General features: G+C 64.8%; 13 protein-coding genes. 4 read left to right on the top strand and 9 right to left on the bottom strand.

What is annotated here, in order from left to right:
- On the bottom strand, positions 1-507 hold a 507-nt coding region (locus IVB47_RS14955; RefSeq protein ID WP_247462375.1), incomplete at its 3' end, for an alpha-hydroxy-acid oxidizing protein.
- 306 nt (positions 508-813) lie between these two features.
- Between IVB47_RS14955 and IVB47_RS14950 the strand changes: the two genes are divergently transcribed.
- The gene (locus IVB47_RS14950; RefSeq protein WP_247462373.1) at positions 814-2,151 is read left to right on the top strand and encodes a S41 family peptidase; all 1,338 of its coding nucleotides are present in this window, start codon (positions 814-816) and stop codon (positions 2,149-2,151) included.
- Positions 2,152-2,227: 76 nt separating this feature from the next.
- Here the strand turns inward: IVB47_RS14950 and IVB47_RS14945 are convergent, their stop codons facing one another.
- From IVB47_RS14945 to IVB47_RS14920, 6 genes are all read right to left on the bottom strand, one after another.
- Positions 2,228-2,962: an SDR family NAD(P)-dependent oxidoreductase gene (locus tag IVB47_RS14945; protein ID WP_247462371.1), complete on the bottom strand. Its 735-nt coding sequence runs from the start codon at positions 2,960-2,962 to the stop codon at positions 2,228-2,230.
- 324 nt (positions 2,963-3,286) lie between these two features.
- A complete protein-coding gene (locus IVB47_RS14940; protein ID WP_247462369.1) occupies positions 3,287-6,019 on the bottom strand; it encodes an EAL domain-containing protein in 2,733 nt (910 codons plus the stop codon).
- Between the two features lie 239 nt (positions 6,020-6,258).
- The gene (gene moaC / locus IVB47_RS14935) at positions 6,259-6,795 is read right to left on the bottom strand and encodes a cyclic pyranopterin monophosphate synthase MoaC (protein WP_247462367.1); all 537 of its coding nucleotides are present in this window, start codon (positions 6,793-6,795) and stop codon (positions 6,259-6,261) included.
- Position 6,796: 1 nt separating this feature from the next.
- On the bottom strand, positions 6,797-7,618 hold the full coding sequence (gene trpC, locus IVB47_RS14930) for an indole-3-glycerol phosphate synthase TrpC (protein ID WP_247462364.1): 822 nt from the start codon (positions 7,616-7,618) through the stop codon (positions 6,797-6,799).
- A gap of 7 nt (positions 7,619-7,625) precedes the next feature.
- Positions 7,626-8,639, bottom strand: coding sequence for an anthranilate phosphoribosyltransferase (gene trpD / locus IVB47_RS14925; RefSeq protein WP_027567119.1), 1,014 nt, complete (start codon positions 8,637-8,639; stop codon positions 7,626-7,628).
- A gap of 14 nt (positions 8,640-8,653) precedes the next feature.
- Positions 8,654-10,552, bottom strand: coding sequence for a SurA N-terminal domain-containing protein (locus tag IVB47_RS14920; RefSeq protein WP_247462362.1), 1,899 nt, complete (start codon positions 10,550-10,552; stop codon positions 8,654-8,656).
- A gap of 223 nt (positions 10,553-10,775) precedes the next feature.
- On the opposite strand from IVB47_RS14920, the gene tpiA reads away from it, so the two are divergent.
- From tpiA to IVB47_RS14905, 3 genes are all read left to right on the top strand, one after another.
- On the top strand, positions 10,776-11,531 hold the full coding sequence (tpiA, locus tag IVB47_RS14915) for a triose-phosphate isomerase (RefSeq protein WP_247435464.1): 756 nt from the start codon (positions 10,776-10,778) through the stop codon (positions 11,529-11,531).
- Between the two features lie 141 nt (positions 11,532-11,672).
- Entirely contained in the window at positions 11,673-12,059 is a 387-nt protein-coding gene (gene secG / locus IVB47_RS14910) for a preprotein translocase subunit SecG (RefSeq protein WP_007590603.1), read from the top strand.
- 166 nt (positions 12,060-12,225) lie between these two features.
- Complete coding sequence (locus tag IVB47_RS14905; protein ID WP_007590604.1) at positions 12,226-13,857, top strand: CTP synthase; 1,632 nt, start codon at positions 12,226-12,228, stop codon at positions 13,855-13,857.
- A gap of 5 nt (positions 13,858-13,862) precedes the next feature.
- Here the strand turns inward: IVB47_RS14905 and IVB47_RS14900 are convergent, their stop codons facing one another.
- A complete protein-coding gene (locus tag IVB47_RS14900; RefSeq protein WP_247356357.1) occupies positions 13,863-14,525 on the bottom strand; it encodes an rRNA adenine N-6-methyltransferase family protein in 663 nt (220 codons plus the stop codon).
- Between the two features lie 103 nt (positions 14,526-14,628).
- Positions 14,629-15,244 (bottom strand): HAMP domain-containing sensor histidine kinase (locus IVB47_RS14895; RefSeq protein WP_247462360.1); only part of this gene is annotated, 616 nt, incomplete at its 5' end.

Here is a 15,244-nt window from a genome sequence, read left to right as displayed (position 1 = left end):
ATAGGCGTTCTTCTCAGCCCGGCTGACGACGTCGGCGACGAAGGCGTCATCGCCGCGCACATAGAGCTGGTAGAGGCGCAGCGCGTCGGGCGCAGCTTCGGCGGTCTTCTCGAGGCCGGGCTCGGACACCGAACTGAGCATGTGCGCCGCACCGAAAGTGCCGCAGGCGCGTGCCACGCTCGCCGCACCATCCGGATCGAAGATCTCGAGCGCGCCGACAGGGGCGAGTACCACCGGCAGGCGCATCTTGCGGCCGAACTGTTCGACCGAGCCGGTGACCTTGCGGACATCGCGCAGCACGCGCGGGCGGAAGGCGATCTCGTCCAGCGCCATGCGGTTGCGACGCATCGTAGTCTCGGTCTCGGCCGCGCCGACGATATAATCCCAGGCATTCTGGTTGAGGTTGGAACGCGCTTTCCGGATGAATTCATGCAGATTCTGGAACGGCTCGGTGCTGGCGCCGAGCTCGACGTTCCTGTCCGGTTGGATGCGGGGTGCTTCGTTCATTGTTATCCTCCCGAGAATTTGAAGCCTTCCCTCATCGCCTAACCCGTCCGGGGCGCCAAAACCATCCTAAAATGGCATGGCTGCGAGGCGTGGGCCGGCCGTCCGACCCCCGCTGCGCACGAACCGGGTCCTGCAACGTTGCCGAAAGTTTAGGTCCGGACGAAGGGATTTTCACGGTGTACCCGCCGGCGTGGCATCCCGGCCTTGAAGAAACCAGAATGGTATTGTGAGAAGCAGGCTGGATCGCCATTTGCATGGCGGCTCTCCAGCCCCACCGAACCGCGAAGCAAAAAGGCCAGCCTATCCATGCGGAAAACCCTGCTGTTTCCACTGGGCGCGCTCACCGGAGCGTGTCTGACCCTTTTGGTAGCCAGTCCGCACGGCGGCGTGTGGGCGGCACGGGCGGCAGCGAGCGCGGATGACGCCTATTCCAAGCTCAATCTGTTCGGCGAAGTGTTCGAGCGGGTGAAGGCGAGCTATGTCGAGAAGCCTGACAATGCCAAGCTGATCGAAGGTGCGATCACCGGCATGGTGACCTCGCTCGATCCGCACTCGCGCTACATGAACGACAAGGCCTGGACCGAGATGCAGGAGACCACCTCCGGCGAGTTCGGCGGGCTCGGCATCGAGGTCACGATGGAGGAGGGGCTGGTCAAGGTCGTCTCGCCGATCGACGACACGCCGGCCTCCAAGGCCGGCATCATGTCGGGCGACCTCATCAGCAAGATCGACGGCGATGCCGTGCAGGGCATGACGCTCGAGCAGGCCGTCAACAAGATGAAGGGGCCGGTCGAGACCCAGACCAAGCTCACGATCGTGCGCAAGGGGGCCGACGCCCCGCTCGACGTCGCGATCAAGCGCGAGATCATCCATGTGCGCCCCGTGCGCTTCCACGTCGAGAACGGCGACATCGGCTATATCCGCGTCACCTCGTTCAACGAGCAGACCACCGACGGCCTGAAGAAGGCGATCGCATCGATCGCCAAGGACGTTCCGCCGGAGAAGCTGGTCGGCTACGTGATGGACCTGCGCAACAATCCGGGCGGACTGCTCGATCAGGCCGTGTCGGTGTCGAGCGCGTTCCTGCAGCGTGGCGAGGTCGTCTCGACCCGCGGCCGCAATGCCGAGGAGACCCAGCGCTTCACCGCGCATGGCGGCGACCTCACCAAGGGCAAGCCGCTGGTGGTTCTCGTCAACGGCGGCTCGGCTTCGGCCTCCGAGATCGTGGCCGGCGCATTGCACGATCACAAGCGCGCGACCATCATCGGCACGCGCTCGTTCGGCAAGGGCTCGGTGCAGACCATCATTCCGCTCGGAAGCGGCAACGGCGCGCTGCGTCTGACCACGGCGCGCTACTACACGCCGTCGGGCCGCTCGATCCAGGCCCAGGGCATCGCGCCCGACATCGAGATTCTCCAGGACGTGCCGCCCGAGCTGAAGGGCCGGATGGACACCATGGCGGAGTCCCAGATGCGCGGCCATCTCCAGGCGGCCGATGGCACCGAGCAGACCGGATCGCAGTCCTATGTCCCGCCGGAAGCGAAAGACGACAAGGCGCTGCATACGGCCTACGACTTCCTGCACGGCCAGACCGCGAACGCGGTCGCCGCCAAGCCGGCGCCGAAGACTGCGGTGCCGAACTAGGCGCTCGCGACGGTAAAGTATTGATCGCCCGGGAGCGGATAGCCGTTCCCGGGCGAACTTTTTTCGGAACGCTGTGTCAGGTCGGGTTCATGGCTGCGAAGGTGGCCTCATAGAGGCCGTCGCGCTCGGCCCAGCGGCGGGCGCGGTCGCGCTCGACCAGCACCTCGCCGCCCGGATGAACCCGCAACCCCAGCAATTGCATGACCTCAGCGATATAGGCGGCAAGCGGCATCGCGCGCGTATCGCGCGCCTGCTGCACGCCGGTGAGCTCGGTCTGCACATAGGGCGGTGCGAGCTCCAGTACTTCGACGGGGATATTGCGAAGCTGATGCCGCAGCGACTGAAGCCAGGAGTGCAGGAACGCCTTGCTGGCACAGTAGGATGGGAAGTCGGCGCGGGGCACGAAAGCGAGGTTCGAGCTGGTCGCAATGAGCGTCGCGTTCGGCTGCCCTTTCAGGAGCGGCAGGACCGCTGCAGTGACGCGCAGCACGCCCAGAATGTTGGTGGCGACGATGGCTTCCGCGTCCGCGGCGTCCCAGCCGTCTGCCGTGATATCCTCCGCGCGCGAGATGCCGGCATTGGCGATCAGCACGTTGAGCTCGGGAAAGCTTGCGCGGATTTCGGCCGAGAGGCGCGGCAGGCTCAAGGGATCGGCGAGGTCAAGCGTCAGGCCGATCAGGCCCGGACGTTCGGCCGTGATCTGGTCGAGCAGGGCCTTCCGTCGCCCGGTGACGATGACGCGGTTGCCGCGGTCGTGGAAAGCCTCGGCCGATGCCGCTGGTGGCGCCGGTGATGAGAATCGTGTTGCCAATCATCTTCATGGTTGCTGCCTTTCGGTGCAGGTGAAGGCCACGGCAATCCAGGAAAACCCCGGCGGTGAGCAACCCGGCGCGATAGCAACATCCAGGCACGGATAAGCCGTGCCGGAAATAATGCCTTGAACGGGAAAGCGTCCGCAAAGGGGGAGGGTAATGGCATGACCGTGGCGTCTCGTGAATCGAGATCTCCCAGCTGGGATCCTCTCGACAAAGGACGCGTTGGATGACGGTAACGCCTACGGCAGCGGCACGCCGCAGCTGCAAGTGCTGAAAGACTTTGGTCCGATGTCACCGTCAAGCTGGACGGGATCTTGGCCCTAGCTTGCCTCGCGGCGGCGGCCTTCGTTGCCGCCGCGCTGGGCGAGACGGCTGCGATGAGCTGCGAACAGCTCCAGCACCTTGTCGGCGGGCTTTGCGGCGCTGAATAGATAGCCCTGCATCTCGGAGCAGCCGAGTGCGCGCAGCAGCCGCTGCTGCTCCTCGGTCTCGACGCCCTCGGCCGTGGTGGTCATGCGGCGGGCGGCCGCGAGATTGACGACCGCCTGCACGATGCTGGCGGAGCCGTCGGGGCCGGCGATGTCGTTGACGAAGCAGCGGTCGATCTTGATCTTGTCGAACGGGAAGCGGTGCAGATAGCTCAGCGAGGAGTAGCCAGTGCCGAAATCGTCCAGCGCGATGCGGACGCCGATGGCGCGGAGTTGATGCAGGATCGCAAGCGCCGTGTCGTCGTCGCGGATCAGCACCGCCTCGGTGATTTCGAGCTCGAGCCGGCTCGCCGCCAAATTGGAGGCGGCAAGCGCCGCCATGATCTTCAGCGCCAGCGTGCCGCTCTTGAACTGCACCGGCGAGACGTTGACGGCGAGGCGGATGTCGTCAGGCCAGTTCGCCGCGTCCCGGCAGGCGGTCGCCAGCACCCATTCGCCGATCTCGTTGATCAGGCCGGTGTCCTCGGCGATCGGAATGAACTCGGCCGGCGAGACCATGCCGCGCTCGGGATGGCGCCAGCGCACCAGCGCCTCGCAGCCGGTGATGCGGTCGTCCTTCAGGCTGAGGCAGGGCTGGTAATACACCTCGAGGCCGCCTTCGCGCCCGCCTTGGGCGATGGCGTGGCGCAGGTCGATCTCGAGCTGCCGCCGCTCGTGGATCTTGGCGTCCATCTCCGGCTCGAAAAAGCGGTAGGTGCGGCGCCCTGCGGCTTTGGCGGCGTACATCGCCATATCCGCGTTCTTCAGGATCTGGTCCAGCGCCGTTCCATGTTGCGGCGCCAGCGCGATGCCGATGCTGGCGTCGGTGGCAAGATGATGTCCCATGCAGTCGAACGGCGCGCGGATGGCCTCAAACACCCGCGCGACGAGTTCGTTGACCTGATCCAGCGATGTCACCGCGCTCTGGACGATGGCAAATTCGTCGCCGCCGAGGCGCGCCACGAAGTCCGCCGGCCCCGCACAGCGGTGGAGGCTCTGCGCGACCGACTTCAGGAGCTCGTCGCCGACGAGGTGCCCGAGCGCGTCGTTGACGCCCTTGAACTCGTCGATATCGATGTAGTGCACCGCGAGTTGTTCGCCCCCGGCGACGAGATCGAGTTCCTGACGCAGATGCTCGTGGAACATGGTGCGGTTGGGCAGGTCGGTCAGCGCGTCGTAATGAGCGAGATGGGTAATGCGCTCCTCGATACGCCGGCGCTCCGTGATGTCCTCATGCGTCGCCACCCAGCCGCCGTCCGTGAGCGGTTCGTTCACGATCTGGATCGAGCGACCGTCGGAGGTCTCGACCACCATGGAATTGCGCACGTGGACGTCGCGCAGAACCCGTGCGACATATTGGTCCACATCGCCGGTGAACGAACCGGTGGCTTTGCGGTGCGCAATGATGTCGTGGAAGCTGCAGCCGGGTCTCACGATTTCGGCCGACAGCCCGTACATCTCGATGTAGCGCTGATTGCAGATCACGAGCTGCTGCGAGGCGTCGAACAGCAGCAGGCCCTGGGTCATGTTGTTGACGGCGCGGTCGAGACGCTGCTTTTCCAGCGTCAGCCGTTCCCGCGAAAGACGATGCTGCTCCAGGAGCTTGCGAACGATCGCGATCAACACGCCCGCGATGGCCAGCGCGGAAGAGGCCGCGACCGAGATCAGGATGCCGATCTGCTCGCGCCAGTCCGTCAGGGCCGTCGCGCGCGTCGTGGTGGCCATCATCAGGATCGGGAAGTGAGGCAGGGCGTGTGAGGAAATCAGCCGGTCCTCGCCGTCGACGGGGCTCATGAAGCGGCCGGTAAAATGGTCGAGCCCGAAAACCCTTTGATGCGCGAACGGACCGTTCTTGAAATTCCGTCCCATCAATTCATTGGAATGGGGATAACGGGCGAGCATCGTGCCGTCCCGGTGCAGCATCGAGATCGTCGTGCTTTCGCCGAGCACGGCTGACTCGAAGAACTTTTCGAAATTTGCCGGCTCGATGCCGCGTCCGACCGCACCCATGAATTCGCCGTTCGGTCCGACGATCTTGCGCACGATCAGGATGGTCCAGGCGCCGGAGATGCGACTGTAAAGTGGCTCGATCAAGACGTCGGGAGCGTCGGGATCGTACCGGAAGGTCTGGAAATAGGCGCGATCGGCAACGTTCACGTTCGGAGCCGGCCATGCCGTCGACGAATTGATCAAATTGCCTTCGGCATCGATGATATTGAGGCCGCCTATGTAGGGCAGTGCCTCGATCTTCGAACGCAGCATCCGATGGAGGTCCTGGCCGGCGAGGCGCTTGCGATAGTCCGCCGCACTGGTAATGCCGCTCGCGCGGACGTAGTCGACAAAATCCTTCTGGATGACCGCGAAATCCTGCAATTGCTGGTCGAAATGATGGGCCAGCATCAGCACGGTGTTTTCCAGCTCGCGGCCGGAGCTGCGCAGCGCACGTTCGCGGAAATTCTGCGCCATTAGTGTCGCGCCGACGGCGATCGCAGCGATCAGCAGCGTGCCGCCCACCACCAGCCAGCGGATCGGTCCGCTGCGCACGAAGGCCCGGTCAAAAAGGCGACTGCCGAATCCCGTCATCATGATCGATCGTTGTCGTGCGCACGTCAGGGTCAATTCTTGGCCCCGGAAACATCCGTTGGTTTACGGGAACGGAGTGGAGGCGAAGTTAGCAAGCTGGGTTAATGCGCCGTGAACGGACGCTCACAAAAGCAATCAATATGCGGGACGCGCGGCCTGCAGGAATTGCCGGAAGCTTCTTGGGCAGCAAGCTCAATTCAAAATTCGGGTCGATCAGCGCGTCGCTGAAGTAGCAGCGGCAATCAGACGCGGTAATGGCCGGACTTGCCGCCGAGCTTCTCGACCAGGTGGATGCCTTCGATGCGCACGCCGCGTTCCACCGCCTTGATCATGTCGTAGATGGTGAGACAGGCGACCGAGACGGCGGTGAGCGCTTCCATCTCGACGCCGGTCGGGCCCGTGACCTTCACGCTAGCGCGGACGAGGCAGCCCGGCAGCTTCGCGTCGGGCTCGATCTCGACCGTCACCTTCGACAGCGCGAGGGGATGGCAGAGCGGAATCAGCTCCGCGGTGCGCTTGGCAGCCATGATGCCGGCGATGCGGGCGGTGCCGAGCACGTCGCCCTTCTTGGCGTTGCCGGACACGATCAGGTCAAGCGTCGCCCTGGTCATGACCACGCGTCCTTCCGCGACCGCGAGCCGCTCGCTGGCAGGCTTGTCCGACACGTCAACCATCCGCGCCTCGCCGGAGGCGCCGATATGGGTGAGGGCAGGGCCGGTCTTGGACTTGGTCTTGGACTCGGACTTGGCTGGTTTCGTCGCGGTCGGCTTACGGGCCATGTCAGCGCGTGCCCGTCGCACGCGCCGTCGTCTCGCGCGCCAGCAGCGTACGGGTCGCAGCGGTTACGTCGGCTTGCCGCATCAGGCTCTCGCCGACCAGGAAGGTCGACATGCCGACGCGGTCGAGCCGGGCGAGATCGGCGGGCGTAAAGATGCCGCTCTCGCCGACCATCAGCCGGTCGCGGGGGATCAGCGGCGCCAATGTTTCGCTGGTCGCAAGCGTGGTTTCGAAGGTGCGCAGATTGCGATTGTTGACGCCGATCATCGCCGAACGCAGCTTCAGTGCGCGATCAAGCTCGGCGCGGTCGTGGATCTCGATCAGCACGTCCATGCCATGGGTGATGGCGGCGTCCTCGAGCTCTTTTGCCGTGGCATCATCGAGCGCCGCCATGATGATCAGGATGCAGTCGGCGCCGTGCGCGCGGGCCTCCGCCACCTGGTAAGTGTCGAACATGAAATCCTTGCGCAGCACCGGCAGTGACGTTGCCGCGCGTGCCGCCACCATGAAGTCGAGATGGCCCTGGAACGAGGGCGTGTCCGTCAGCACCGACAGGCAGGCAGCACCCCCGGCCTCATAGGCCCTCGCAAGCAGCGGCGGATCGAAATCGGCGCGGATCAGGCCCTTCGACGGCGAGGCCTTCTTGACCTCCGCGATCAGCGCGTAGTCGCCATTGGTGTGCTTGGCCTTGATGGCGCGCAGGAAGCCGCGCGGTGCTGCTTGCGCCTTGGCCTTCGCTTCCACAGCCGACAGCGGCTGCGCGCGTTTGGCCGCCGCGATTTCCTCGCGCTTGTAGGCTTCGATCTTGGTCAAGATGTCCGACATGTCAGGCTCAGCCGTTCGAGACCGCGATCAAATGTTTCAGCCGCGCGCTCGCCGCGCCGCTGTCGAGTGATTTTGCGCCGATCACGACGCCTTCCTTGAGATCCCTGGCTCGCCCCGCCACGACCAATGCGGCAGCGGCGTTGATCAGCGCGACGTCACGGTAGGGGCTCGGCTTGCCGTCGAGCACGCTCTGCAAGGCGATAGCGTTGGCGTCGGCATCGCCGCCTTTGAGTGCACCGGCCTCGCAGCGCGGCAGGCCCGCGTCCTCCGGCGTCACCTCGAAATTCCGGATCTCGCCGTTGTGGAGCGCGGAGACGAAGGTCGGGCCGGTGAGGGTGATTTCGTCGAGGCCATCGGAACCGTGCACGACCCAGGCGGATTCAGAGCCGAGGTTCTTGAGCACTTGCGCCAGCGGCTGCACCCATTGCCGGGAGAACACGCCGACCATCTGCCGCTTCACGCCCGCCGGATTGGACAAGGGGCCGAGCAGGTTGAAGATCGTGCGTGTCGCAAGCTCCACCCGGGTCGGGCCGACGTTCTTCATGGCGGGATGATGGGCGGGGGCGAACATGAAGCCGATGCCGCATTCGCGTATGCAGCGGCCGACCTGCTCCGGCCTCAGATCGATCTTCACCCCGAGCGAAGCCAGCACGTCGGCGGCGCCGGAGCGCGACGACAGTGCGCGGTTGCCGTGCTTAGCCACCGGCAGACCGGCGCCCGAAACGATGAAGGAGGCGCAGGTCGAGACATTGACCGAGCCGGAGCCGTCGCCGCCGGTGCCGACAATGTCGACGGCGTCCGCGGGCGCATCGACCGTGAGCATCTTGGAGCGCATTGCCGCGACCGCGCCGGTGATCTCGTCCACAGTCTCGCCGCGCACCCGCAGCGCCATCAGCAGACCGCCCATTTGCGAGGGCGTAGCCTCGCCAGACATCACGGCGTCGAAGGCGGAAGCCGCTTCGTCACGCGACAGGCTGGCGCCGGTCGCCACTTTTCCAATGATCGATTTCAGGTCGTCCATCGCGTGCTTTCAACTCACTGGTTCGCGCCGGTCACCTGCGCGAAGGCGGCCTGATTAATGGTGGTCCCGATGTCGGTTTCGAGCTTGTTGACGTAGGAAGCGACCTGCTCCTCGGTCTGCGCGCGGTCGAGACTGTCCTTCAGCTTCTTGACCGTCTCGGAAGCGGCATCGACCGTGGGATCGACGATCTCGGTGACGCGGAACACGATCACCTCGGTGCCGCCGGTCACTGCCGTCTGCCCGACGCCGTCCTTGGCGACACGGAAGGCGGCCGACACCACGGTTGCGGGCACGCTGGTGGGCGAGTCGTCGCGCTTGAAGCCGGTGGCGGTCTCGACCTTGGCGCCGATCGCGGCTGCTTCGTCGGCGAGCTTGCCGCCGGATTCGAGCTTCTGCACCATCTCGGTCGCCTTGGCCTTCAGCTTGGTCGCGATCTGGTCCTGGCGCCAGCGCGCCTCGACCTGGTCGCGGACCTCGTCGAGATTGCGGTCGCGCGAGGGCGTGATGGCAAGCACGTCGTACCAGACATAGCCGCCCTTGAAAGAGATCGAGTCGTTGTCGACGCCCACATCGGTGTTGAAGGCCTGCGACACCACGTCGAGGCCCTGCGGAATGCCGGAGATCGGCTGGCCGCTCGGGGCGCGGCCGGAACGGTCGACGGCGTCGATGGTCACGGCGGTGAGGCCGAGCTTCTGCGCCGCGTCGATCACGCTGGCACCGCCGCCGCGCTCGTCTTCCATCTTGTCGCGGAGATCGGCGACCTTGACCCGCGCACGCTCGGTGGCGATCTCGCGCTTGATGTCGGCGGCAACGCTCGCATAATTCGCCTCAGCGCCCGGCTCGATCTTGTCGACCTTGACGATCGACGTGCCGAGACGGCCCTGGATCGGCTGGCTGATTTCACCGGCGGGAAGCGCGAAGACGGCGTCTCCAACTGTGGGATCGAGCGAGGATTTGGTCACGAGCCCGAGATCGACGTCGGACGCGCTCAGTCCGCGCTCCTTGCCGAGGTCCTCGAACGACGTCCCGCTGGTGAGCCGCTCGCGTGCGGCCTGCGCGTCGGCGGCGTTGGGAAATACGATCTGCTGGATCTGGCGCTTCTCCGGCGTGCCGAGCCGGTCCTTGCGCTGGTCGAACGCTTTCTTGGCATCCTCGTCCGACACCTCGCTCCACTTGCCGATCTCCTCCGGCGAGACCACGACGAACGCGATCTTGCGATATTCGGGCGCGCGGAACTGGACCTTGTGATCCTCGAAATAGGCGGCGAGCGCCTCGGGCGATGGCGCGTCGACGGTGCCGGCCTGGGCCGCGTCGAGTCTGACGAATTCAATGGCGCGCTGCTCGTTCTGGAAGCGCGTCAGCACGTCGAGCATCGCCTTCGGCGGCTCGAGGCCAGCACCGATCGTGCCGGTGATCTGCCGACGCAACGAGACCTTGCGCTGCTCCGAAACGTAGCGCTGCTCGGTATAGCCGAAGTTGCGGATCACGGACTGAAAGCGGTTCGAATCGAAGTTGCCGCCGACGCCCTTGAAGTTCGGGTCGTTCATGATGAGCTGGCGGATCTGGTCGTCAGACTGGCCGAGCCCGAGCCGGCGCGCCTCTTCGTCGAGGGCGGCTTCCGCGATCGTCTGCTGCAGCACCTGACGGTCGAGACCGAAGGCGCGCGCCTGTTCAGGCGACAGCGGCCGGCCGAACTGGCGGCTGATCTGCTGGAGGCGATCGGTGTAAATCTGACGGAACTCGTTCAACGAAATCTCGGTGCCGCCGACCTTGGCCACGGTGGATTGCCCGAAGCCCTTGAAGATGTCGGCAATGCCCCAAACGCCGAAGCTGATGATCAGCACGCCCATCACAACGGCCATAATGGTCTTGCCGAGCCAGTTTGATGAGGCCTTGCGCATTCCTCGAAGCATTTGGTCCAACTTGTTTGGCAGGAGGGGAACGGGAGCGCGTCTTAATGCAGATTCCGCAAAAGCGCGTCACCAAATTGATCAATCATCATAAAGTGGTGGCTTTCCCCCCGCAACCTCGGGCCCGACAGGCTTTCGATGCCTGCGGTTAAAAGCCCCTGGTCACTGGAACTGCCACGGGACCTCTGCTAGCGCATGCACAAACCAAATTTTGCTGGAATTTGACATGACCGATGCCATCCGCCCCCTGATCGCCGGCAACTGGAAAATGAACGGCCTGAAGGCCTCGACTGCCGAATTCGACGCCATGCTCAATGGTGCGGCAGAGGTGGCCGGCAAAGCCGATTTGCTGGTTTGCCCGCCAGCGACACTGATCGCAGCCTTTGCCGAGAAGGCGCGCGGCAAGAAGGTCGCGGTGGGGGCCCAGGATTGCCACCCAAAGGCCTCCGGCGCCCATACCGGCGATATTGCCGCCGAAATGCTGGCGGATTCGGGTGCGACCGCGATCATCGTCGGTCATTCCGAGCGCCGCGCCGACCATGGCGAGGGCGATGCTCTGATCCGGCAGAAGGCCGAGGCCGCCGGGCGCGCCGGGGTGACGGCGATTGTCTGCATCGGCGAGACGCAAGCGCAGCGCGATGCGGGCCATACCCTGGATATCCTGCGCGGCCAGCTCAAGGGCTCGCTGCCGGACGGCTCCACTGCCGCAAATCTGGTCGTGGCCTATGAGCCGGTCTGGGCAATCGGCACCGGCCTGACCCCGACGTCCGGGGATGTCGAGCAGATTCATGGCTTTATCCGGGAATTTCTGACCTCCAGGTTCAAGGCCGACGGCGCCGGGATGCGCATCCTCTATGGCGGCTCGGTCAAGCCCTCGAACGCGGCCGAGCTGATGGCCGTGAAGAACGTCAATGGCGCGCTGGTCGGCGGGGCCAGCCTGAAGGCGGTCGATTTCCTTGCGATTGCGCAGGGCTGTTCCTAGCTAACTTCAAACCTTAGGACCCGGCCGATCGGGGGTGGCAATGACCCGTCTGATCGTGTAACACCGCGCAACTTCAGGAAAACCCCGCGAAGCACGATTGGCCGCCGTCTCGGCGCTGTCGGCTTGTGACGGAAGGACACTATGCAGACCGTTGTCATCGTCATTCACCTCATGATCGTCACCGTCATGATCGGCGCCGTCCTGCTCCAGAAGTCGGAAGGCGGCGGCCTGGGCATGGGAGGTGGCGCAGGTTTCATGTCGAGCCGTGGCACGGCGAACCTTCTGACGCGGACCACCGCGATCCTGGCCGTCGGCTTCTTCCTCACCAGCCTGTTCCTGTCCTGGTATGCCGGCTACGACCGCAAGCCGTCGTCGATCATCGGCGCACCGGCGTCGCAGACGCAGCCGGCCGGTGGCGGACCGATCGCGCCACCGACCTCGGGCGGCATCCTGGATTCGCTGAAGAAGGCCGACGAGCAGCAGCAGGCTCCGGCACCGAGCGGCCCGCAGGTACCTCGTTCGCAATAAAGCAGGGGGGCCATGCAGGGCGGCTTCTACCGTCCTGCATCAACAATCCCCATCAAGGCTCTGTCACCACTCTTAGTTCTGGCTCACCCACAGCCCCGCAAAATGTTTGGGGCGGAATACGAATCGCTTTGGCGAATCGAATTCGAGGGATTAGAGGTTAAGCCCCATGGCGCGGTACATATTCATCACCGGCGGCGTGGTTTCTTCGCTCGGCAAGGGTCTGGCTTCAGCGGCACTCGGTGCCCTGTTGCAAGCCCGGGGCTACAAGGTCCGCCTCCGCAAGCTCGACCCCTATCTCAACCTCGATCCCGGAACGATGTCGCCGTATCAGCACGGCGAAGTATTCGTGACCGATGACGGCGCGGAGACCGACCTCGATCTCGGTCACTATGAGCGCTTCACGGGGCGGCCGGCGACCAAGGCCGACAACATCACGACCGGGCGCATCTACCAGGACATCATCTCCAAGGAGCGGCGCGGCGATTATCTCGGCGCCACCATCCAGGTGGTTCCGCATGTCACCAATGCCATCAAGGATTTCGTCCTCGACGGCAACGACGATTACGACTTCGTGCTGGTCGAGATCGGCGGCACTGTCGGCGACATCGAAGGCCTGCCGTTCTTCGAGGCGATCCGCCAGCTCAAGAACGAGCTGCCGCGCGATCACGCCATCTACATTCATCTGACGCTGCTGCCGTACATCCCGAGCGCCGGTGAGCTGAAGACAAAGCCGACGCAGCACTCCGTCAAGGAGCTGCGCTCGATCGGCATCCAGCCGGACATCCTGCTCTGCCGTACCGATCGCGAAATCCCCAAGGAGGAACGGCGCAAGCTCGGGCTGTTCTGTAACGTACGCGAGAGCGCCGTCATCGAGGCGCGCGACGCCGACAGCATCTACGCTGTCCCTCAGGCTTACCACGCCGCAGGTCTCGACGACGAGGTGCTCGCCGCCTTCGGCATCGGCTCGCGGATTCCGCCGGAGCTGCGGAGCTGGCAGCAGATCAACGAGCGCATCCGCAATCCCGAGGGCAACGTTACTATCGCCATCGTCGGCAAATATACCGGCATGAAGGATGCGTATAAGTCGCTGATCGAGGCGCTCTCGCATGGCGGCATCGCCAACAAGGTGAAGGTCAATCTCGACTGGATCGAAAGCGAGATCTTCGAGAAGGAAGATCCCGCGCCATTCCTCGAGCACGTCAACGGCATTCTGGTGCCCGGTGGCTTCGGCCAGCGCGGCGCCGAGGGCAAGATCCGCGCGGCGCAGTTCGCGCGCGAGCGCGACGTGCCGTATTTCGGCATCTGCTTCGGCATGCAGATGGCGGTGATCGAGGCTGCTCGGAATCTCGTCGGGATCGAGGAGGCCAACTCCACCGAGTTCGGCCCGACCAAGGAGCCCCTGGTGGGCTTGATGACGGAATGGCTGCGCGGCAACGAGCTCGAGAAGCGCACCAACGCCGGCGATCTCGGCGGCACGATGCGCCTGGGTGCCTATCCCGCAGCGCTCAATCGCGGCAGCCGCGTCTCGGAGGTTTATGGCGGCGCGACCGAGATTTCCGAGCGCCACCGCCATCGCTACGAGGTCAACACCGCCTACAAGGATCGCCTCGAGCAGCACGGGCTGAAATTCTCGGGCCTGTCGCCCGACGGCGTGCTGCCGGAGATCGTCGAGTACGAGGATCACCCCTGGTTCATCGGCGTCCAGTTCCATCCCGAACTGAAGTCGCGCCCCTTCGAGCCGCATCCGCTGTTCGCGTCGTTCATTCGCGCGGCGATGGTGCAGAGCCGCCTGGTGTAATCGGCTCAGGGCGTGGCGGTGCAGTCACGTGCGAGATGCATCGGCTCCGGCGAGACCGGCGTTGACGTAGCAGGCGCAAGCGATCCCGTGACGAGCTTCATCTGCGGCCGTCGCGTCAGCTTGTAGACGGCGGCCGGCGGCACGTTGAGCAGGGCACGATCCACCAGCTTTGCGCGCAAGCCCAGCCGATCGAGCACGGGCCGCGCGATCGGGCAACTCATGCCGTAGGTGAACTGGTAGAAGGCGCCGCCGGGTCGGACATGACTGAACGCGCCACCGACGATCGAGACGACCTTGCGCGTCGACATGTTGAGCAGGGGCAGACCGCTCACGACGGCGCCGACGGGTGCGCCGTCATAGAGGCGCTCCGTTGCCAGCCGCCCCGCATCCATCCACAAGACGCGCGCGTTGGGAAAACGCATCTGGAGCACCTTCATGAAGTCGGAGCCGTATTCGATCAGCGTGAGGTCCTGCTGGCGCACGCCGCGTTTGAGCAGCTTGTAGGTGAACGCGCCGGTGCCGGGGCCGAGTTCGAGAACAGGGCCGGTCGATGCGGTGATCTCGCGGGTGATGAGATCGGCCAGCGCCGCGCCTGACGGCGCGATCGCGCCGACGCGGCGCGGGGCTGACATCCATGACAGGAAGAACGAGAGGAAATCGTTGGGCATGCGCACTCCGGCATCTTGGTTGCACCTCGCAGGTCAGAGGTGAGGCGGCCGAACAATCGCTTGAGTGCATTGCGACAGCATTGCGGGCTGTATGCCGATTGCGTCAATTCTCCCGGACGGGCGGCAGTGAAATCCTGAAGCACGCGCCGCCGATCGCTGCGTCCGCGACCGAGATGTGGCCACCATGCAGGAGCACGATCTCGCGCACCATGTTGAGGCCGAGACCGGCACCGCGATCGAGCGGTGTCAGCCGGTAGAACGGCTCGAATATTTGTTCGCGCTGATCGGCCGGAATGCCGGCGCCTTCGTCCGTGACCTCGATGCTCGCGGGCCTGCTGATACGAATGCCGATGGTGCCGCGGCGAGGGCCGTGCTGGATCGCATTCTGCACGAGGTTGGTCAGCGCGCGCTCCAGCGCCGCCGCATCGCCGATCGTTTCGACCGGCGTGGAGGGGGCGTCGAGCGCCAGCTCGTAGCCGGCGGCAATGGCCAGCGGCGCGAGATCTGCGGCCGCGCTTTGCGCGATTGCGACGAGGTCGACGCGCGTGAAGGGATGACCGCAGCGATCGAGCCGCTGAATGTCCAGCAATTGCTCGGCAAGTGTCGCCAGCCGCGCGGAATCCTCCAGCAGCCGGGTCTTGTCCGGCCCCGCTGGAAGCGACTCCAGCCGCGTGTTCAGGATTGCGATCGGCGTGCGCAACTCGTGTGCGGCATCTGCG

This window comes from Bradyrhizobium sp. 62 (assembly GCF_023073035.1).
Classification (GTDB): Bacteria; Pseudomonadota; Alphaproteobacteria; order Rhizobiales; family Xanthobacteraceae; genus Bradyrhizobium.
Note: the sequence above shows the minus strand (reverse complement) of the source record. Positions and strands in the feature narration are given on the sequence as shown.